Consider the following 21,263-nt stretch of genomic DNA (forward strand, 5'->3'; position numbering starts at 1 on the left):
TTATACGCGTCCGATTTCATTGACGGCTTTTTCCATGCTCCGATCATAGGCTTGAATTACTTTTTGGTTAGATTCAAATCCGCGGTATGTCGTCATCATGTCTGTCATAGTTTTTGTTAAATCCACATTCGATTGTTCGATAAACCCTTGTTTCATAAAGCTCGGTGTTCCATCAAGTAAATCGACGTTGTCGATAAATTGAGGAGCTGCTTCAGGATTGCCGGTCCAACGTAAAAGATTCTGTCCTTCTTTTACAAACTGTTGAGGATTTTCTGAATACCCAACCCATAAGCGATTTTCTTGTGTGCCATTAGCTAAAAGAATTTCACCATTATCTTGTACTGTAAAGTCGGAAGACCCCACTTGGATTGGTTGTAAGTTTTCACCTAAAACAGCAAAACCGTCGCTCGTTGTTAAAAAGCCTTGGGTATCGACAGCAAACGATCCATTTTTTGTGTAACGCACTTCGCCATCTTCTGCAGCTACCGCAAATACCATCGAACCTTTTTGTTGGGTCTCAGGATTTGTTGGCAATAACTCATCTAGCAATGCCACATCTGTCTGATTTCCCGTTTCTTTTAAAGGACCTTGAAGAAAAGATGGAATTCCTTCTTGCGTGTACACTCCAGTAGTTAAAGAACCGATATTCTGTGGTACTATTGTACCTTTTTTGCTGTTTTCAATTGCTTGAATTAATTGTTTAGGAAAAGCGCGAAAAACAGTTTGATCTTCTTTAAATCCAGGAGTATTCGCATTTGAAAGATTATTCGTTAATACTTGTTGTTGTCTATTATTTGCCATCATGCCTGATGTAGCAGTATATAATCCACGAAACATGTAGTTTCTTCCTCTCATAACCGAATCTTATATTTACCGCGTATCATAACATTTTAAATATAAAAAAAATAGTGATTTTTATATTAATATGGAAAAAATATCATTAAAAAATCTAAAAAGAAAAATATACAAAATTATTGAAACATGATACTATCACTTTGATATATCCTTTTTGAAAGTAGTACAAAATAATTAGTTTAATAGTAAAATAGGTCATTTTCGTTACATAAATGGCAAAAAAATTAAGTGATGAAAGCGTAATCTATATTCCTCATTTTAGATTATACTAAACAATAGGATTGCAATGAGTGGTAGATTTTTGATCCATCTTTTCCTATAGATGGATTTTTATTTTAATGATAAATGTTAAAAAAAGGAGTTTATCAATGAATATATTCCCTAAATCAATTGAATCAATGGAGCAAGCTTTATCAGCTGCAACACTTAAACAGCGCGTTCATTCGGCAAATATTGCTAACGTGGATACAGCTAATTACAAAAGTAAAAAAGTTGATTTTCAAGCAGCTTTAGACACAGCGATCTCCAAGCAAAGTCTTTCAAGTTATAAAACAAATAGTCGCCACGTGTCGTTTATTAACGAATCGTTAGTAGGCACTACGCGAGTTGTGACTAACAATTCAACTCAATATAATCACGATGGCAATAATGTCGATATGGATGTAGAAATGGCCGAACTGGCGAAAAACCAATTATGGTATAACGCTGTGACGGAACGAGTCAACGGTAAACTCAACAGTCTCAGTTCAGTAATTAATGGAGGGAGATAAACCAGATGGGCTTATTTACGGGCTTTAATATCAGTTCGTCAGGGCTGACAGCAAACCGCCTTCGGATGGATGTTGTATCTGCCAATATTGCCAATGCCAACACAAATCGCGCCGAGTTAGTAGACGGCGAATGGATGCCTTACCGCCGAAAAACGGTGGAATTGTCTCAAAGCGGCACATCACCTTTTGCTAACCAATTGCAATCTGCCATTAATAGAGGAAATACGGGTGTGACGGGTGTCAAAGCTTCAGGAATTAAGGAAGATCAAACGCCTTTCACATTAAGATATGATCCAGAACATCCAGATGCCGGAGAAGATGGATATGTCCGCATGTCCAATGTCGATCCGCTTCAAGAAATGGTGGATTTGATGTCAGCAACTCGTTCATATGAAGCAAACGTCACCGCATTAAACGCATCAAAAAGTATGTTCATGAAAGCTTTAGAAATCGGGAAGTAATTCACTGGTTTTCGTCATCGATATTCCGCAACCCAGCTGCGCTTTCGGGCCCGCAGGATGTGGGTCATGCAGCTAGTGTGACAGGAAGTCACGCTTCTAGCTGCCGAGGCTTTCGCTATCCCGCGGGAGTCTACGCTGGATTGCTCCATATCTTTGTAAAGTAGTAATAAATAGTTATCTCTAAGATTCATCCAAATCTTTAAGCGCCGGCGCGTCAACGGGCTAGGCGTAGTAAGAAGACAGGCGTTCTTTGCCTGGCTTCTTGCGAGAGCCATGCCCAGAGCGACCGAAGCGACATGTAGAAAGAAGATTTATCCTATTATAAATACCTAGGAGGCATCATGGAAAAAATTAGCGGGATTCAAACGCCTTTTATTCAAAACCAATTGTTCAATAATGTGAAACCTGAAAATAAAGTGGAGGGATTTGGACAAGTACTGAAAGATGCTTTAAAAGAAGTAAGTGCAGCACAAAACGAATCCGATAAATTGACTAACCAGTTGATAACGGGAGAAGTGCAAGACGTCCATGAAGTCATGATTGCTTCGCAAAAAGCCAGTTTGTCATTGCAAATGACGATGCAAGTACGCAATAAAGTGGTTGAAGCATACCAAGAAGTTATGAGAATGCAAGTATGATTAAGACTGGTAGGATGATGATGAAATGAAAGAGAAGTTTTCAACATATAAATTAAAAATGAGTGAATCGTGGACCAGTTTTTCTCCTGTAACAAAATGGTCTGTTATTGGCTCATTTTTTATCACCTTAATTATTCTTGGCGTCTTTGTTTTTTTCAGCAATCAATCGAATTTTTCCGTATTATATTCCGACTTGACGCCAGCTGAAGCAGGAGAGATCAAAACAGCCATCGAAGCTCAGGCCATACCGGTAGAAGTGTCGAGTGACGGCAAAACGATAAGTGTGCCAGAAGAACATTTGGCTAATCTGAAAGTGAGTTTAGCTGCAGAAGGCATTCCGAAAAACGGGAATGTCAATTACGGTACATTTAGTGAAAACATGGGGCTTGGTATGACCGATCGTCATTTTGACGTGGTTGAGCGAGATGCTATGCAAAATGAATTGGCGTATTTGATCAAGCAAATTGACGGGGTAACAGAAGCGAATGTCATGATTACGTTGCCAAAAGAAAATATTTGGATCACAGACGAAGAGCAAACTTCGACTGCTTCTATTGTTGTGAAAGGCGATTCGACGCTGCAATTAGACCAAAAGCAGATTAACGGTTTGTATCACTTGATCAGTAAATCTGTTCCAAGCTTACCGCCAGATCAAATTGTTATTATGGATCAAAATGGTCAAGTGTTTGAAGTGCAAGATGAGAACCAGTTAGATACGAATTTATCTGTTTATCAGCAGCACCGTGAAATTCAAAAAGGCATTGAGCAAGATATTCAGCGTGAATTGCAACAAATGCTTGGTTTATTGCTTGGACAAGATAAAGTCGTCGTGTCAGTTATGACAAATATCGATTTTACAAAAGAGAAGCGAGAAGAGCAATTGGTTGAACCGGTTGATGTTGAAAACAATGAAGGTTTGGATATTAGCGTGGAACGAATTATTGAAACCTATTCAAGTGAAGGTGTCGTGATTGAAGATGCTGCGGGTACTGGTGAAACTGAAATTGCAAACTATCCAGGTTTGGATGGTGCTGGAAACAGTGAATCTGAACGCACTGAAGAACGTATCAACAGCGAAGTAAATCGGATCAATCGTCAAATCGAGATGAGTCCATATGTGATTGATGATATTACGATCAATGTAGGGGTAGAACCACCAATTGCTGATAATCCAGCTAGTTTGTCTCAGGAAAATATTACGGATATCAGCAACTTATTAAAAAATACAGTGAGTACATCATTGAGTATGAGTGGCGTTGATGCAAATGAGATGGCACTTGATGATCGGATTTCTGTTTTTGCAACGGAATTCCAAGGGCGTCCAGAGATTGAAGACGAGAAGCCGGAAGTAAGGTTTTTTAAAGATATTCCGAATAATCTTCTGATGGTAATCGGTGCAGCTGCAGTTTTGTTGATGGTGATTATAATCAGTGTGTCCATGTTAGTACTTAGAAGAAAAAGAAAGAGAAAAGAAGAAGTGGAAGAATATGATTATGAAGGGTTTGAAGCAGCGCTAGCAAAATCAAATCAAAAAGATCTTGAGGATATTGATTTAACTAGTTTTGCATCAAAATCAAGTCCTAAACAAAAAACCATTGAAAAACTTGCCCAAGGAAGACCGGAAGATTTTGCTAAGTTGTTACGAACATGGATGGCAGATGATTAGGAGCGAAACCAATGGTTAAAACTAAAAGAGAATTAACCGGAATACAAAAAGTAGCTGTACTATTGGTGGGCCTTGGTCCTGATACAGCAGTGAATTTATTTAAACAATTGACTGAAGCAGAAATTGATTTATTAACAATGGAAATTGCGAATGTACGCCAATTACCAAGCAGTGAAACTGAAGCAGTGATTAATGAGTTTTATGACATGATGATGGGGCAAGATTATTTAAATGAGGGAGGGTTGGTTTATGCCCGAGGTATTTTAGAAAAAGCCCTTGGAAAAGAAAAGGCTATTGAAACTATTGGACGATTATCAAATCGTCTACAAGTAAAGCCTTTTCATTTTGCTAGAAAGGCAGACCCCAACCAACTATTAAATATCTTGCAGCACGAACACCCCCAAACCATTGCACTTGTTCTTTCATATCTAGAAGCAAAGCAGTCTTCGGAAGTGCTGTCACAACTTCTACCCGAAAAACAAGCAGAAGTTGCACGAAGAATTGCATTAATGGAAAGTGCTTCTCCTGAAGTTATTTTTCAAATTGAACAAATATTAGAACGAAAACTATCTGCAACAGGAACCCAGGATTATACTGCCGCTGGGGGGGTTGAAGCTATTGTTCGGGTGTTGAATAAAATTGATTTGGGAACTGAAAGAGCGATCTTATCAGAATTAGAAAAAGAAAATCCGGACTTAGTTGCTGAAATTAAAAAACGCTTATTTGTGTTTGAAGATATCATTAATTTAGATTCTCGCTCAATTCAGCGTGTTGTTCGAGATGTTAACGACTCGAATCTTACTTTCGCATTAAAAGTGGCAAGTGATGAAGTGAAGGATTCCATATATGCAAATATGTCAACAAGACGTGCAGACCTTATTCGCGAAGAAATTGATGTAATGGGACCAGTGAAGCTAAAAGATGTGGAAAATGCTCAAACAAGTATAGTTTCACTTATGAGAAGTTTAGAAGAAAAAGGTGAAATTACAGTTTCTCGCGGTAAGGGAGATGAGTTGATTGTCTAATATTATTCGTAATTATGCTCAAGAGACATCACCAAACTCTAAAAAAATTATTGAAACAAGAAAAGTTGAAATGAGAAAAATAGATTATATCGAAAGAGATATAGATCCTCAACAAGAGAGGTTGAACATAAAGAAAAGTATTGCGCAATTGAACGCGGAACAAGAGCGATTAAAAATACAGTTAGAAGTTCAAAAGCAGGAAGCTAGTGAAATGATTGATCAATGGTGGATAGAAAGAAAGGAAGAAGCAGAGCAAGAGGCACAAAGATTAGCTGAAGAAGCAGCTATTGAAGGATTTCAGGCAGGTTATGATAAGGGAATGGTAGCAATAAAAGAGCAATTTGAACAAAAAAATCAAGAAATGACTCAGCTACTAGAACTGGCTTATTCAGAAAAAGCAAATATTATCCAACAAGCAGAACCTTTTTTACTGTCTTTAAGCGTTACCATTGCTGAAAAAGTGATTCACAATGAATTGCAACAAGATACACAACAAGTGATTCACATAATTCAACAGGCATTAAAGCAAGTAGAAGAATCAGAAGACGTGACAATGCAAGTTTGTCCAGAAGATTATCCATTGATTATTCCATTTTTAGAAGAACTAAAAACCTATATTAAAGCAGATTCGGAATTGAAAGTGATTCCGGTAGCAAATTTAACACCAGGTGGCTGTCGAATTCATACAGCGAGCGGTTCTTACGATGCTATGGTCGACAATCAGCTAGAGGAAATCAAAAACAAATTGCTCGCTTACTGTGAGGAGAAAACCAACGATGAACTTGTGGGAAGATGAGTACCTGGAACTGCTAGATGAAGTTGAGCCGATCAAAAAGCATGGCAAAGTCATTCAAGTCATTGGTTTGACGATTGAATCGCGCGGGCCGAATGCGAAAATTGGAGAGCTATGTTTGTTGTATCCTAATCGCAACGAGCCACCTATTGAAGCAGAAGTGGTTGGCTTTAAAGAAAATAAAATCATGCTGATGCCGTTGCAAGATTTATCACAAGTGGGACCAGGTTGCTTGGTCGTTGCAACAGGTGGTCCACTTCAGATTAAAGTGGGTCCTTCTATATTAGGGAAAGTTTTGGATGGAACGGGCATGCCGCTGGACGAAAGTTTATTGCCGCGTGGACTGAAAAAGTATTCAACTAACAATGCACCTCCTAATCCGTTAAAACGGCCTAGAATTGATAAGCCGCTAGAAGTTGGCGTTCGCGCGATTGATGGGTTATTAACGGTCGGACAAGGTCAGCGAATTGGGGTATTTGCCGGAAGTGGTGTTGGAAAAAGTACGTTGATGGGCATGATTGCTCGTAATACTGAAGCAGATATTAATGTCATTGCTTTAGTTGGAGAGCGTGGACGTGAAGTGCGTGATTTTATCGAACGTGATTTAGGTCCTGAAGGGCTGAAGAAATCAGTAGTAGTTGCCGCAACGTCCGATCAAACCCCAATGCAGCGTATTAAAGCAGCGCTCACGGCAACCGCAATTGCCGAATATTTCCGAGACCAAGGAAAAAACGTCATGTTGATGATGGATTCGGTGACACGCTTTGCGATGGCACAACGAGAAGTTGGTTTGGCGGTAGGTGAACCACCAACGAGTAAAGGCTATACACCGAGCGTTTTTGCTTTGTTACCAAAACTACTCGAGCGATCAGGTACATCAAGTAAAGGCACAATCACTGCTTTTTATACCGTGTTAGTTGACGGGGATGACATGAATGAACCGATTGCAGATGCAGTACGAGGAATTTTAGATGGCCATATCGTTTTAGACCGAAAAATTGCTCAAAAAGGTCAATTTCCGGCAATTAACGTAATGGCTAGTGTAAGTCGTGTTATGCACGAGGTAGTCTCAGAGGAACACCAACTAGCCGCAAGAGATTTCAAGCGCTTGTTGGCCGCTTATGAGACGTCTGAAGACTTGATCAATATTGGAGCATACAAGAGCGGTGCCAACAAAGAAATTGATGATGCCATTCGGGCATACCCAGTGATTAAAGAATATTTGCAACAAGACATATATGAAAAAGCGAAGATCGAAGAAAGTGTAGAACGGCTATCAGCACAATTTGGGGGGATTTAAACTGACACAATTCAACTTTCGATTTCAAAAGATATTGGATTTAAAAGAAAATGAAAAGGGCTTTGCGCAGATCCAAATGGCTGAAGCCATGAAACAACAAGAAGTAGGACATCAGCGAAACCGCGTGATTCAAAAGAAAATTAACGAAGCTGAGCAATTGAGAAATAGTAAGCAACAAAGCGGAGTCAATATTTCAGAACTGAGGATGTTAGAAGATTATTTATACCATCTTCAAGATGAATCGCTTTCTTCTAAGCGAGAGTTAGAACATTTACAGCATAAAGTTTCCACTTCCCAGGGATTATTGCAAAAAAAAGCACAAGAAGAAAAGACATGGGAAAACTTAAAAGAGCAAAAGTTAACGCATTTCCAAGAAGAAAGTAAAGCAGCTGAACAAAGCTTTTTTGACGAAATGGCCAGCACACGGTTTTACCGCTTAGCCAAAGCAAATAATTTAGTAGAAGGAACATAAGCGGATGGAAGCATTGAAACCAGCACTTCAACAACCCATTATCCCTCCTAACAAAGCTGCTACTGCACTAACTCAAGGTCAAACGATATTTGCTTCTTTATTTGAGTCATTGCATTTAGGAGTAGAGTTACCGAATACGGAGCAGGAGCCTGCCGAAACTGTGTTAGAAAGTCTAGAGTCGTTAGTAGAATCTTTGCAAAGATTGACTGTTGAAGAGCAGCCAGCTGAATTACAAGAAATTCAGTATGCAGTTCTTCAGCTAGAAGAACTGCAAGTCCAAGTCCAACAGCCGATTTTTGCGGTAAGCAATCAAACGACAGAAAGTGTAGAAAACACAACAGATGTTAACAGTAAGATAATTGAGTTGCTCGAAAAAATTCAACAGAAGTTGCAGACTTTAACAGAAGCAATGACGAGAGAAGTTCAAAAAGCTTCAGGGTTTGCTGAGTTTGAAGAAAATAAAGCTATAAGTTTTATCGAAATAACGCAAATTTCTAAGCAACTTGATAAACTGCTTGGCATGCTTGAGCAAGGTGCGCAAACTAAAAAAGGAATTGAAGAAAGCATAGTATTGCCGGAGATTCCAAGGTTTATTAGTGAAATGCTAAAGCCTGTGAAAGAAACATCAAAAGTACCTGTCGACATACAAGAAACTCCTGGAAAATCAGCTGTTCACTCTGTTTCGAAAATCAATACAGGAGAAGAACTTCAAGCTCCTAAAATACCGGCTGAAGTGAGAGCTACACAAGAGGCACCTTCTCAAGCTTTAGCTTCATTAACAGGTGATGTTAGCAAAGCGACAGCAAATATTGCCCGCACAGAAGCTAGTTCGCAAACCGCGCCATTTGTTCGCTTAGAAAATTTATTGGATGATTTAGGCGGGATGATGAAAAGCTCGATGCGTTTAGCAGAAACTCAAGAAGGCATGAAGATGCGCATCAATATTTTTCCGGAACATTTGGGGCATTTAGAAATTTTATTAACGTCTACAAACGGTAAATTGGCCGCTCAAATAATGGCAAGCACGCCGATGGCAAAAGAAGCACTTGACCTTCAGTTAAACCAGCTAAGAATGTCATTGTTTCAGCAGGGTGTCGAAGTAGAAAAAATTGAAGTGCTTCAACAAACGTCTCAACAGCCTTTTAATCAGCAACAACCACAATCCGGACAACGCTTTACACAGCCGCAACAAAGAAACAGTAAAGCAAATGACAGCAACGGATATTTACAGGTTGAAGATGAAAAAAGAGCAGAACAACAGCCGTTAATAGGTGACATGATAAAAGTGGATTATACCGTATAAAAGAGAGGGTGTTTTAATGAACATCACGACAGTAACAACCGCAGCTGCGACTGCACAATCGCCAGCCGCTAAAACGGAAACAAGTAATGCACTTGGTCAAGATGCTTTCCTAAAAATCTTAGTAACTCAAATGAAGCACCAAGATCCAATGGAGCCTTTAAAAGACACGGAATTTATTGGTCAGATGGCACAGTTTACAAGCCTCGAGCAATTAACAAATTTAAATAAAACAATGAGTCAATTTGTGACCAACCAATCAGCTTCTTCTTTAGCAGATTACGCGCATTTAATCGGAACATCCGTTAAATGGGAGTCAGAAACGGGGTCAGGTGAAGGAATCGTGAAAGCTTTGTCTAGCAAAAATGGGGAATTGTTAGCTGAGCTTGAAGGGGCTGAAGTAAAAGTGCCGATCAACTCGATTATCCATATTGAAAAAAATACAAGCTCATCAAATGAACAAGAAACTGTTTAATCCATTTTGGATCTAATGCAGTTCTTGAAAGGGGAAATTTAAATGTTACGTTCAATGTATTCAGGTGTGTCAGGTATGAAAAATTTTCAAACGAAATTAGATGTAATCGGGAATAATGTTTCTAACGTAAATACTGTAGGTTATAAAAAAAGCACAGTAAATTTCCAAGATCTTTTAAGCCAAAATATGTCGAATAGTGGGGCAAATCCGATGCAAGTTGGGTTAGGATCGTCAACTGCTACGATTGGCGTAAACCATAATGGAGGATCATTAATGTCTACGGGAGTTGGAACAGATCTTTCCATGATGGGAGACGGATTCTTCATTGTTCAAGATCCAGAAGCTCAAGGAACGGCGGGAAGATACTTGACGCGTGCAGGGAACTTTACTGTAACAGCTGGCGGAGAATTAGTTACAGCACAAGGTTATAAAGTTTTAGATAGTGTTGGGAATGCTATCGACGTATCTGAGTACGACTCATTTACTATCAATCGCTCTGGGGAAATAACAGGGAAAATGGCCGATGGAAGTATAATTGCAGGTCAATCCATCGGTGTTTCTAATCCTCCAAATCCAGAAGGTCTTCGCAAGTTTGGTGGATCGTTATATGAAATGACTGGGGCTGCTGGCGGAGCTATTACAATAGGAAGTGCTGCTGCCAACAACACTGAAATCGGTTCAGGTATGCTTGAAATGTCGAACGTTGACTTAACTGAAGAGTTTACAGAAATGATTATTGCGCAGCGTGGATTCCAAGCGAACTCACGATCGGTGACTACTTCTGATGAAATACTACAAGAAATTATGAACTTGAAACGCTAATAGAGGAGGCTTAGGTTGAGAAAAGTATCAACTTTTCTCGACACGGCAAATATGATCCAATTAACTAGGTTAAACCGGTCAACTATTGTATTGAATGCAATCTATATTGAACGACTAGAATCGACACCCGACACAGTGGTGACATTAACAACAGGTAGGAAAGTTCATGTACTTGAAACAATAACCGAAGTGACTGAAAAAGTAACGAACTACTATCGAAATATAAATATTTTGCCTTGTTTGAATGAACCAAACTTGATGGAATGAGGAGGGTAATACCCTTGGCTGGGAGTTTGAATGATAAAAATATGAATACTATTCTTTCAGCAATAGAAGCTGAAATACCGTCTCAAAAATTAAAAAATCGAAATGTACGAACATATGATTTCAAAAAAGCATTACGTTTTTCTCAGGATCAAACACGTACATTAACAAGAATACATGAAAATTTTGCGCGTTTATTAACTTCATATTTTTCAATCCAATTACGGACATTTGTTCAAATTACAGTGTCAGCTGTTGAGCAGATTTCATATGAAGAGTTTGTTCAAAATGTGCAAAAAAAGTCAATACTTGGTGTGTTCGAAGCGGCACCTCTTCAAGGAAGAATGGTCATGGAATTTTCACCTGATGTTGCAAACGCGATGTTCGATCGTTTACTCGGTGGACAAGGTAACGCACTACAGAAAAACAGTGACTTAACTGAAATTGAAATCACTATAATTGAAAGAATATTTGTAAAGGCACTTGAGAGCTTTCGAGAAGTTTGGGAGTCAGTAATCGAATTAACTCCTGAATTGAGAGAAATAGAAATAAATCCACAATTCTTAACAATATCTCCACCTAATGAAACCGTAATATTGGTTTCGTTAATGACAAAGATTGGAGACATAAACGGAATTATCAATATTTGCCTACCACATGTAGTGTTAGAACAAGTATTACCAAAATTGTCTGCCCGACATTGGTTAGCTAATCAGAAAAAAGAAATTGAAAATCATGAGTTAGAAGCTTTAGAACAAAAATTGCAAAGCACAAAGTTAGAAATTAAGGCTATTTTAGGAAAGACAAAAATTGATATAAACGACTTTTTGGATCTTAAAGAAGGCGATGTCATTCGCTTAAACGAATCATACAACTCTTTAGTAACCGTTCTGATTGATGGAAAGCAAAAATTTCTTGCGCAGCCGGGAGTCTCTAAAGGTCGATTGGCAATCCAAGTAACAGACGTTTTTACAGAAGGAGCTTTATTTGATGACGATTGAAAAATTATCTCCAGATGAAATCAAAGAATTGCTAGGACAAAAAAACAGAGAGGTTAAGTCTAAAAACACGAACTCATTATCTCAAACTGAAATGGAAGCACTGACAGAGCTAATGAGTGTATCGTTAGGTGGAGCTGCAGCTGTAATATCTCCTATGTTTAATGAAAGTGCAAAGGTAACTTCACCTAGACTTGCCATCATCCAAAGAGAGAAATTATTTTCAGAAACAGTGGCGCCTTTTTTTATTGTTTTGGGAGAATATACCGGTGACGTAAAAGGGATCCAATTGCTTTCTATAAACCAAGAAGAAATGTCGGCAGTAATAGAGTTGATGGATGAATATGTGACAGAAAATAAAGATAAGCAATTTGAAGTAGTTCAAAACTTTATACAGCATATGTTTGAATCTGTCTCAAGTTCCTTGGCAACTATATTAGAGTGCGAGGTTACTTATTCGTTATCTGGAATGGATTCGGTTGAGAGACATGAAGATTTTCGAGTAGCAAATTTTACTAGAGAAGATTGGTTCATAGAAGTTGCGTTTGGAATAGCAATCGGTAGTCATCATAAATTAAACCTCCACTTATGTATCCCTGTTCAGTTAGCGAAGCAGATGATCGGAACTTTGGCTGATACATTTGAAGAGGAAGATATAGAGGAGAATCAGGAAATGTCATTCTCAGAAGATAGTAAACTTATCGGTCAAGAAACCTCAACAGATGTGAATAATGTGAAAGCCCAAGGGACTAATCATAAAGTCCAAAACGTCCAGTTTTCTAGTTTCGATCATACGGAATCTACTCAATCTGAACCGAATAACTTGAACATGCTTTTGGATATTCCGCTTCAAGTAACAGTAGAACTGGGACGCACAAAACGTATCGTTAAAGAAATATTGGAAATTTCACAAGGGTCTATTATTGAGTTAGATAAATTAGCCGGGGAACCTGTTGATATTTTGGTCAATAATAAGTTGATCGCAGTTGGAGAAGTCGTTGTCATCGATGAGAATTTCGGTGTCCGCGTAACGGATGTACTAAGTACGGCTGAACGCATTTCGAAATTGCGTTAATGCTTGATAGAAGGGGTTTACCAAGAGTGAACAAATCAATGTATTTACATATTATGCTGCTCGTGGCTGTTCTATTTACTGGCCTCATATCGGAGCCTCTTCCTGTTCAAGCAAATCCCAACGTTGTGGACTGGCTGAATAACGAAGAGCCGGTAGAAGAGACACCTGCAGAAACTACAGAAACTGCACCGATAGAAGAAAAAAGCTTAGCTGGAATTCTTGTTCAATTGGCACTTTATACGCTGTTGATTGTGGTGATGATTTACGGACTGATTAAATTTTTGGCGGCACGTCAGAAAAATCTTCAGCCTAATCATGGAATCCGCTTAATGGGCGGCACGCCGCTAGGCAATAATAAGTCGCTGCAAGTCGTCAAAGTTGGCGGACAAATTTACTTGATCGGTGTTGGAGATGAAGTAACGCTGATAAAAGAGTTTTCAGATGAGGCAGAAATTAATAGCATCGAAGAAGATTTTGAACAACAACCGGCACTTTCTAAAAGTTTACGAGCCTTTTCGAAAAAGAAAGAAAAAGCGACACAAGCATCAAAAGCAACTAGCTTTGATGAGTTATTTAACCAAAGCATAGACAAACAAAAAAACAAGCAACACCAGCTCGAAAATGAGTTTGGCAGTAAATCGCACAATAAGGAAGGGCGTCCGTTATGATTCCGGAAATTTTATCATCAATCAATATTCCGGGCATTGATTTTGGCGCAGAGTCACCAGAAGATGTCTCAACAACACTGCAATTATTTTTCTTATTAACGGTGCTTTCATTAGCTCCAGGCATCTTGATTATGATGACCAGTTTTACACGAATTATCATCGTTTTGTCGTTTGTCCGAACGGGACTTGGGACACAATCAATGCCGCCAAACCAAGTGTTGGTAGGTCTTGCATTATTTTTAACATTTTTCATTATGTCGCCAATCGTTACAGAAATGAACGAGACGGCGTTGCAGCCTTATTTGGACGGTGAAATGGAACAACAAGAAGCATTAGACACAGCGATTGTGCCGTTAAAAGAATTTATGGCAAAAAACACGCGTGAAAAAGATTTGGCGTTATTTTTTAAATACGCAGAACTTGAAAAACCGAACAGTATTGAAGAAATACCGCTAACTTCACTCATTCCGGCATTTGCTATTAGTGAGATGAAAACTGCTTTTCAAATCGGCTTTGTTATTTTCATTCCTTTTTTGATCATCGATATGGTTGTGGCTAGTACATTAATGGCGATGGGAATGATGATGTTACCGCCAGTCATGATTTCGTTGCCATTTAAAATCTTACTATTTGTTCTTGTAGATGGCTGGTATTTAATAATCGAATCGCTGCTGGTCAGCTTTTGACGAAAGGAAGAAAACGATGACTCCAGATATGGTGATCAAACTAGCCGAACAATCGATTTTTACTGTTATTCTTATATCTGCTCCGATGTTGCTCATTGCGCTAGCTGTTGGTTTGTTGGTCAGTGTCTTTCAAGCGATGACACAAATTCAAGAGCAAACGCTGGCATTCATCCCCAAAATATTGGCAGTGTTTATCGCACTCGTCGTTTTTGGACCTTGGATGCTAACCTTACTGCTAGATTACACACGAGATTTGTTTGAGCAATTGCCGAGAATTATCGGGTAAGCGGACATGGAGAATATTTTTGACATACTGCCTTACTTCTTACTCATGCTTATTCGTTTAACTGGTTTTTTTCTGCTCGCTCCGATTTTCTCGATGCGTGGTGTACCCAATCAATTTAAAGTGGGCATCGCCGCATTTTTAGCCTTTGTCGCGGTTTCGACCTTGCCAATGGGAGAAACCATTCTTTTAGACTCAACGTATCTGTTGTTAATCATAAAAGAGCTTGCCATTGGTTTAGCACTTGGCTTCACAGCTGCTTTAATCTTATATACAGTTCAAATTGCAGGTGCTTTTATCGATTTTCAAATGGGCTTTTCTATGGCCAATGTATTGGATCCTCAAACAGGGGCACAAGTACCGATTATTGGTCATTTCAAGTACATGATGGCGTTATTATTTTTACTCACGGTAAACGGTCACCATTTAATGCTCGATGGTGTCATGCAAAGTTTACGTATTTTTCCGGTAGAGCGATTAGCTGTTTCTGTAAAAGCTGAAGATATTGCACAGTTTATGACCAGTTTGTTTGCGGAAATGTTTATGATTGCGCTGCAAATTGCGTTGCCGATTGTGGGTGCGTTGTTTTTAGTAGATATTGCGCTTGGAATTTTAGCAAAAACAGTGCCTCAGCTAAACATATTTGCTGTTGGTTTGCCGTTAAAGATTTTTGTCGGTTTTATCATGCTTTTCCTGACGATGCCTGTGTTTTTCTATATTTTGCAGATTCTCTTTGAGAAACTCTTGGAGAGCATGGCGCAACTGATCAGTATATTAGGGGGAACGTAAGTGGTGAAACGATATCCATTGGATCTGCAATTTTTTGCCGGTGAAAAAACTGAAAAAGCAACGCCGCAAAAACGTCAGGAATCCAAGCGGAAAGGACAAGTTGCTAAAAGTCCTGAAGTCGCGGCCGCTATGATTATTATCGGTGGGATTGTACTCTTAAACTCACTGGGCGGTTGGATGTTGGACCGGATTTTGGCCATTTACCGCATTCATTTTACCCAATATATTTCCTGGGAAATAACACCGGCCACGATTCGGACTTTGTTTGAACAAATGGCCATGAATGCCTTTTGGTTAATGGTCCCGATCATGCTCGTTGGAATGGTATTTGGTTATTTAGGAAATTTTATTCAAGTGGGTGTCATTTTTTCGTCAGATCCCATTATGGCAAAGTTTGAACGATTAGATCCTATTAAAGGCGCGAAACGAATATTTTCAGTACGTGCACTTGTTGAACTAGGGAAATCGCTCTTGAAAATTGCTATTATTGGTGGCGCTGCATTTGGCGTTTTGTGGATTGGCAAAGATGAATTATTTACCTTGTCACAAAAGAGTGTTGGGCATTCGTTTTCTTTTATCGGCTCGTTAGTTTTTCAAATGGGCTTGATTGCAGGACTTATTTTACTTAGTTTGTCGATTCTCGACTATATTTATCAAAAGTACGAATTTGAAAAAGGCATTAAAATGTCGAAGCAAGACATTAAAGATGAATACAAAAAAGCGGAAGGCGATCCGCTCATCAAATCTAAAATAAAAGACAAGCAACGCCAAATGAGCATGAACCGAATGATCCAAGATTTGCCAAGCGCAGATGTATTGATCACCAATCCAACTCATTACGCTGTCGCCATCAAATACGATGCCGAAACAATGGAAACCCCAATCGTCATTGCGATGGGGAAAGATCATCTCGCTTTAAAGATTAAAGAAAAAGCGAAAGAATTTGGAATTGTGACGATGGAAAATAAGCCTCTTGCACGTGCCTTGTATGCCCAAGTTGAAGTTGGGGATGCTGTACCGGAAGAACTGTTTCTCGCCGTGGCTGAGGTTTTAGCATATATTTACCGTTTAAAAGGAAAAGTTCGATAATTAGGAAGAGGAGGGGACCCGCGTGAAATTTAGAGATTATGCCATCATGGTAGCTGTCATTATGATTGTGGTGATGATGGTCATCCCTCTTCCGCCGCTCTTATTAGATGTATTAATCATGATCAATATTAGTCTCGCTTTAACAATCTTGTTAGTAGCGATGAATACAAAAGAACCCCTGCAATTTTCTATTTTCCCTACCTTACTGCTATTAACAACTTTATTTCGTTTAGGATTGAACGTATCAACAACCCGATCGATTTTAACCAACCAAACCGGTGGACAAGTTATCGAGACATTTGGTTCGTTTGTGGTCGGCGGCAGCGCGATTATCGGTATTTTAGTGTTCTTGATCTTGGTTATTATTCAATTTCTTGTTATCACGAAAGGATCAGAGCGAGTGGCAGAAGTTGCTGCACGTTTTACGCTCGATTCGATGCCTGGTAAACAAATGAGTATTGACGCCGATCTTGGCGCTGGTATGATTTCAGATCAAGAAGCTAAAAACCGTCGTGAAAAAGTCGGCTCAGAAGCGGATTTCTACGGAGCTATGGATGGTGCTAGTAAATTCGTTAAAGGAGATGCCATTGCCGGCATTATTATTACCATCATCAATATTATTGGTGGATTGCTAATTGGAGTTATCGTCCACGGCTTGCCGTTTGGAGAAGCAGCTCAATTGTTTGCGCTATTATCTATCGGAGATGGGTTAGTTTCGCAAATTCCGGCATTGTTGATTTCAACGGCGATGGGTATTGTTGTGACACGTGCGGTATCAGACGGCAACTTAGGGTCTGATATCACAAAACAACTATTTGCTTATCCGAAAATGCTTTATATTGTTGCTGGAACTTTAGTGATGTTTGCGGTCTTTACACCGATTAGCCCAATGTTAGTGGTACCGATTGCGGGAGTGATCTCCTACGGTGCATTCCAAATGCAACGAACTTTGAAGTCGGAAGAAAAACAAGAACTTGAAGTAAGTAAAGACGATAAAGAAATCGAAGGAATGAAAAGTCCTGAAAGCGTCATTGATTTATTGCATGTAGATGCCATTGAATTTGAATTTGGCTATGGACTGATTCCGATTGCGGATAAAAACCAAGGAGGCGATTTACTCGATCGCGTCATCATGATTCGTCGACAATGTGCAATGGAGCTTGGCATTGTCGTTCCGGTTATTCGCATTCGTGACAATATCCAACTACAACCAAACGAATACATGATAAAAATTAAAGGCAACCGCGTAGCGTCAGGCGAAATTATGCTCGATCATTACTTGGCTATGAGCCCGGGCGTTGACGACGAATCAGTTGAAGGCATCGAAACTATTGAGCCGGCTTTTGGCATGCCAGCGTTATGGGTTGATGAAGATATGAAAGAAGAAGCGGAAATGGCGGGCTACGCGATTGTCGATCCACCTTCTGTCGTATCAACGCATTTAACCGAAGTGATTAAACGTCATGCGCATGAATTGATCGGTAGACAAGAAGTGAAATCGCTTATTGAAAACATGCGTGAAACGGCACCAGCGGTAGTAGAAGAATTAGTGCCAAACTTGATGACCATAGGTGAAGTGCAAAAAGTACTGATGAAGTTATTGAAAGAAAAAGTATCGATTCGCAATTTATTAGCGATTTTAGAAACCTTAGCTGATTATTCGACTCAAACAAAAGATAGTGATTTATTGACGGAATATGTTCGTCAATCGTTGTCTCGTCAAATCACTTTGCAATACGCAATGCAAAAAGAGCCGCTGCAAGTTATAACGGCAGGAGCAAGTTTAGAGAAAAAATTCGCAGATTCTGTTCATCGCACAGAACAAGGCAACTATTTGTCAATCGACCCAGAATCTTCGCAAACCATTTTCCAAAAGATTACAGAACAAGCATCACAGCTTCAACAAACCGGCGTTCAGCCAATTTTGCTAACGTCTCCGGCCATCCGTATTTACATGAGACAGTTTGTCGAGCGATTTGCCCCTGATTTACCGGTACTTTCTTATAACGAGTTAGAGCCTGACGTTGAAATTCAAAGTGTTGGAGTGGTGAATATCTAATGAGACTGAAAACATATATTGTCAGTACGATGGCCGAAGCAATTCCGCTAATCAAAAAAGATCTTGGCCCAGATGCTTTAATATTGAACACGAAAAAAATAAAAACTGGTGGATTTTTAGGGTTTTTCCGTAAGGATAAACTGGAAGTTACAGCGGCAATTGACCCAGTCGCTTCACCAAAATACGAAAAGCCAGAATCTCCAAAACCAGAGTCGCCTAAAGAAGTTGAAATTCAAACAGATTCATCAGCTGAACTGATCAATGAATTAAAAAACATCAAACAGTTTATGGTGCAGCAAATAAAAGAAGAGCATCTCCCTAAAGCACTTCAAGTACTAAAAGAACAATTGGTGCAACAAGAAGTAGCAGCAGATATCCAAGCAAGCTTGTTTGAAAAATTGATGGCAAAAATTGATTTAAATAAAGAGCAATCACCAGAAGTGATGTGGCAAACGAGCCGCGAAGAATTAGTGGCGATGATGAAAGAGAACCAAACAGACCCTTTTAAGGATGACCCAAAAATTATTTGTTTTATCGGACCTACAGGAGTCGGGAAAACAACGACTATCGCAAAAATTGCAGCCGGTCATATGTTAGCGAAAAATAAAAAAGTAGGATTAATTACCGCGGATACATACCGTATTGCAGCAGTTGAACAACTAAAAACCTACGGAAGCATTTTAAACATCCCAGTTAAAGTTGTAGAGTCTTCAGCAGACCTTACAAAAGCAATTGCCGATTTTCAAGACTGTGACATCATCTTGATGGATACAGCAGGACGAAATTATCAGCAAACGCAGTATATCGAAGAACTTAAACGATTATTGCCACCAAATAGCGATGTACAAATTCATCTAGTCTTGAGCCTGACTGCAAAATATGAAGACATGAAAAAAATCATTGAAAATTTCCGGTCGATCTCTATGGATGAAATACTTTTAACCAAAAAGGATGAAACTGGTTCTGCAGGAGCCATCATGAACTTGATTTGTCATTACGGCATTCCAATTCGCCACATTGCGAATGGACAAAATGTACCGGATGATATATTGCCCTTAACTCCTGAATTGGCAGCGGACTTTATTATGGGGGAAGAAAACCATGCTTGATCAGGCGAATCAGTTGAGAGAAAAGATGAGAGCGAAAAAGTTGGAAAAAGCTGAAGCGAAATCTAATAAAAAAACGCGCGTATTAGCCGTCACAAGTGGCAAAGGCGGTGTGGGCAAGACAAATTTCGCCCTGAATTTTGGTTTAAGCTTAGTCGAACAAAATAAAAAAGTATTGATTTTTGATGTAGATCTTGGTTTTGCCAATATTGATGTCTTGCTTGGCCGGATGCCACGGGAAACGATTGCTTCCATGATTGAAAAAGATTTATCAGCCCATGACATCATTGAAGAAGGACCCAATGGCTTGTTATTTATTTCAGGTGGAAACGGCTTTAATGATATGTTCCGAATGGATGATTTTAAACTGCAGAAGTTTTTCCAAGAACTAAGTACGTTACAAGGAAAAGTAGACTATATCATTTTGGATACAGGAGCGGGTTTATCTTACGAGAATCTTCGCTATATACTCGCTGCCGATGACGTCATTCTTGTAACGACGCCCGAGCCAACATCTGTTACCGATGCTTATTCGATTGTAAAGATGGTTCACGGAAAAGATCCAAATGTTCATATGAAGCTAGTAGTAAATCAATGCACGAGTATTAAAGAAGGACAGCGTACTGCCGAAAACTTTAAGCAGGCAGCTCACCAATTTTTAGAAAAAGAAATCGGTATACTCGGATCTATACCGAGCGATTCGCACATACCAGAAGCTGTGAAAAAACAGCAAGCTCTAATGCTCGCTTATCCAAATAGCGAATCAGCTATAGCGATTCGTAAAATGACTAATGAGTTTTTAGAACTTCGTATGCCGTATAAATTAGGTCTTAAAGGGTTTATCATGAAAATTCTTTTTAAATAAGAGCGGCTTGGCTGCTTGGAAATGGTGGTGAAAATCATGCTGAATCATAAATTATCAAAAGAAGAGCTTGGGTACTGGAGCGATTGGCAACAACATCAAGATCCAGAAGCTGGCGAATACTTGGTTGAACAGTATCTTCCTTTGGTCGATTACGTGATTCAACGCTTCATGATCAGTTTGCCTAAAACTGTGGAAAAAGACGATGTCCGCAGCTATGCCTATGAAGGGTTGCTCGATGCATTAAGCAAATTCAATATTGAAAGAGATTTAAAGTTTGAAACGTACGCTTCTTGGCGTATTCGAGGAGCGATTATAGATGGCTTACGACAAAGCGACTGGCTTCCACGCTCAGTAAGAGACAAAGTTAAGAAAATCGAAAAAGCTTATCTCTTGTTAGAACAACAAAACAGCACCTCAGTGTCCGATGATGAAGTGAGTGCGTATTTAGGCATCACCAAGGCCGAGCTGAATAAAACGGTCTCTGAAGCCGCTTTATCGACAATGATTTCAATGGACGACGAACATTTTGAAGAACGGGGCTCAGGCGAACATTATCATACCGATTCACCAGAACGTCATTTATCCGACCAATTAACAAAAGAATCGTTAGTACTCGCCATTGAACGCTTACCAGAAAAAGAGAAAATCACCGTTTCCCTATGTTATTTTGAAGAAATGAAACTTACCGAAATCGCAGAAATTTTGGGTGTCAGTGTCTCAAGGGTTTCACAACTACATTCAAAAGCAATGCTTCGTCTACATGCTTCAATTTTATCTGTTCATGATAATTACTAACGGTTAACG

The 21,263-nt window shown here is 39.3% G+C and carries 24 protein-coding genes; 23 read left to right on the plus strand and 1 reads right to left on the minus strand.

Annotated features, from left to right (window positions below; translation table 11 throughout):
- On the minus strand, positions 1-837 hold the full coding sequence (locus tag PLANO_RS00655; protein ID WP_038702034.1) for a flagellar hook-basal body protein: 837 nt from the start codon (positions 835-837) through the stop codon (positions 1-3).
- 386 nt (positions 838-1,223) lie between these two features.
- Between PLANO_RS00655 and flgB the strand changes: the two genes are divergently transcribed.
- The 23 genes from flgB to PLANO_RS00770 all read left to right on the plus strand — a co-directional run bounded on the left by flgB (position 1,224) and on the right by PLANO_RS00770 (position 21,254).
- On the plus strand, positions 1,224-1,625 hold the full coding sequence (gene flgB, locus PLANO_RS00660) for a flagellar basal body rod protein FlgB (protein WP_038702036.1): 402 nt from the start codon (positions 1,224-1,226) through the stop codon (positions 1,623-1,625).
- A 5-nt stretch (positions 1,626-1,630) separates the two neighbouring features.
- Positions 1,631-2,086 (plus strand): flagellar basal body rod protein FlgC, encoded by a 456-nt coding sequence (gene flgC, locus PLANO_RS00665; RefSeq protein WP_038702038.1) that lies wholly within the window; start codon positions 1,631-1,633, stop codon positions 2,084-2,086.
- A gap of 341 nt (positions 2,087-2,427) precedes the next feature.
- Positions 2,428-2,724, plus strand: a complete 297-nt coding sequence (fliE, locus tag PLANO_RS00670) for a flagellar hook-basal body complex protein FliE (protein WP_038702039.1) — start codon at positions 2,428-2,430, stop codon at positions 2,722-2,724.
- A 25-nt stretch (positions 2,725-2,749) separates the two neighbouring features.
- A complete protein-coding gene (fliF, locus tag PLANO_RS00675) occupies positions 2,750-4,390 on the plus strand; it encodes a flagellar basal-body MS-ring/collar protein FliF (RefSeq protein WP_038702041.1) in 1,641 nt (546 codons plus the stop codon).
- A gap of 11 nt (positions 4,391-4,401) precedes the next feature.
- On the plus strand, positions 4,402-5,415 hold the full coding sequence (gene fliG, locus PLANO_RS00680) for a flagellar motor switch protein FliG (RefSeq protein WP_038702043.1): 1,014 nt from the start codon (positions 4,402-4,404) through the stop codon (positions 5,413-5,415).
- Positions 5,408-6,211: a FliH/SctL family protein gene (locus tag PLANO_RS00685; protein ID WP_038702045.1), complete on the plus strand. Its 804-nt coding sequence runs from the start codon at positions 5,408-5,410 to the stop codon at positions 6,209-6,211. Before fliG ends, PLANO_RS00685 begins: the two co-directional genes overlap by 8 nt.
- The gene (fliI, locus tag PLANO_RS00690; RefSeq protein ID WP_038702047.1) at positions 6,192-7,508 is read left to right on the plus strand and encodes a flagellar protein export ATPase FliI; all 1,317 of its coding nucleotides are present in this window, start codon (positions 6,192-6,194) and stop codon (positions 7,506-7,508) included. Before PLANO_RS00685 ends, fliI begins: the two co-directional genes overlap by 20 nt.
- Positions 7,495-7,980 carry a flagellar export protein FliJ gene (gene fliJ, locus PLANO_RS00695; RefSeq protein WP_038702049.1) on the plus strand — a complete coding sequence of 162 codons (486 nt, stop codon included), beginning with the start codon at positions 7,495-7,497 and terminating at the stop codon, positions 7,978-7,980. The genes fliI and fliJ overlap by 14 nt, the downstream gene beginning before the upstream one ends.
- A gap of 4 nt (positions 7,981-7,984) precedes the next feature.
- Entirely contained in the window at positions 7,985-9,283 is a 1,299-nt protein-coding gene (locus tag PLANO_RS00700) for a flagellar hook-length control protein FliK (protein WP_038702051.1), read from the plus strand.
- 16 nt (positions 9,284-9,299) lie between these two features.
- On the plus strand, positions 9,300-9,755 hold the full coding sequence (gene flgD, locus PLANO_RS00705; protein WP_038702053.1) for a flagellar hook assembly protein FlgD: 456 nt from the start codon (positions 9,300-9,302) through the stop codon (positions 9,753-9,755).
- A 42-nt stretch (positions 9,756-9,797) separates the two neighbouring features.
- Positions 9,798-10,577 (plus strand): flagellar hook-basal body complex protein, encoded by a 780-nt coding sequence (locus tag PLANO_RS00710; RefSeq protein ID WP_038702055.1) that lies wholly within the window; start codon positions 9,798-9,800, stop codon positions 10,575-10,577.
- 15 nt (positions 10,578-10,592) lie between these two features.
- Positions 10,593-10,844, plus strand: a complete 252-nt coding sequence (locus tag PLANO_RS00715; protein WP_442956639.1) for a flagellar FlbD family protein — start codon at positions 10,593-10,595, stop codon at positions 10,842-10,844.
- Positions 10,845-10,858: 14 nt separating this feature from the next.
- On the plus strand, positions 10,859-11,842 hold the full coding sequence (fliM, locus tag PLANO_RS00720; protein WP_156108873.1) for a flagellar motor switch protein FliM: 984 nt from the start codon (positions 10,859-10,861) through the stop codon (positions 11,840-11,842).
- Complete coding sequence (fliY, locus tag PLANO_RS00725; protein WP_038702057.1) at positions 11,832-12,914, plus strand: flagellar motor switch phosphatase FliY; 1,083 nt, start codon at positions 11,832-11,834, stop codon at positions 12,912-12,914. The genes fliM and fliY overlap by 11 nt, the downstream gene beginning before the upstream one ends.
- A 26-nt stretch (positions 12,915-12,940) precedes the next feature.
- On the plus strand, positions 12,941-13,582 hold the full coding sequence (locus PLANO_RS00730; RefSeq protein WP_038702059.1) for a flagellar biosynthetic protein FliO: 642 nt from the start codon (positions 12,941-12,943) through the stop codon (positions 13,580-13,582).
- A complete protein-coding gene (gene fliP / locus PLANO_RS00735) occupies positions 13,579-14,268 on the plus strand; it encodes a flagellar type III secretion system pore protein FliP (protein WP_038702061.1) in 690 nt (229 codons plus the stop codon). Before PLANO_RS00730 ends, fliP begins: the two co-directional genes overlap by 4 nt.
- A 16-nt stretch (positions 14,269-14,284) precedes the next feature.
- Positions 14,285-14,554 (plus strand): flagellar biosynthesis protein FliQ, encoded by a 270-nt coding sequence (gene fliQ, locus PLANO_RS00740; protein WP_008431772.1) that lies wholly within the window; start codon positions 14,285-14,287, stop codon positions 14,552-14,554.
- Between the two features lie 6 nt (positions 14,555-14,560).
- Complete coding sequence (gene fliR, locus PLANO_RS00745; protein ID WP_038702063.1) at positions 14,561-15,340, plus strand: flagellar biosynthetic protein FliR; 780 nt, start codon at positions 14,561-14,563, stop codon at positions 15,338-15,340.
- The gene (gene flhB, locus PLANO_RS00750) at positions 15,341-16,429 is read left to right on the plus strand and encodes a flagellar biosynthesis protein FlhB (RefSeq protein ID WP_038702065.1); all 1,089 of its coding nucleotides are present in this window, start codon (positions 15,341-15,343) and stop codon (positions 16,427-16,429) included.
- A gap of 22 nt (positions 16,430-16,451) precedes the next feature.
- The gene (flhA, locus tag PLANO_RS00755) at positions 16,452-18,488 is read left to right on the plus strand and encodes a flagellar biosynthesis protein FlhA (RefSeq protein WP_038702067.1); all 2,037 of its coding nucleotides are present in this window, start codon (positions 16,452-16,454) and stop codon (positions 18,486-18,488) included.
- Positions 18,488-19,597: a flagellar biosynthesis GTPase FlhF gene (flhF, locus tag PLANO_RS00760; protein WP_038702069.1), complete on the plus strand. Its 1,110-nt coding sequence runs from the start codon at positions 18,488-18,490 to the stop codon at positions 19,595-19,597. The genes flhA and flhF overlap by 1 nt, the downstream gene beginning before the upstream one ends.
- Entirely contained in the window at positions 19,590-20,459 is an 870-nt protein-coding gene (locus tag PLANO_RS00765; protein WP_038702072.1) for a MinD/ParA family protein, read from the plus strand. Before flhF ends, PLANO_RS00765 begins: the two co-directional genes overlap by 8 nt.
- 36 nt (positions 20,460-20,495) lie before the next feature.
- Positions 20,496-21,254, plus strand: a complete 759-nt coding sequence (locus PLANO_RS00770; RefSeq protein ID WP_038702074.1) for a FliA/WhiG family RNA polymerase sigma factor — start codon at positions 20,496-20,498, stop codon at positions 21,252-21,254.
- Positions 21,255-21,263 lie beyond the last annotated feature (9 nt).

It is taken from the genome of Planococcus sp. PAMC 21323 (genome assembly GCF_000785555.1).
In the GTDB taxonomy this organism is placed as follows: Bacteria; Bacillota; Bacilli; order Bacillales_A; family Planococcaceae; genus Planococcus.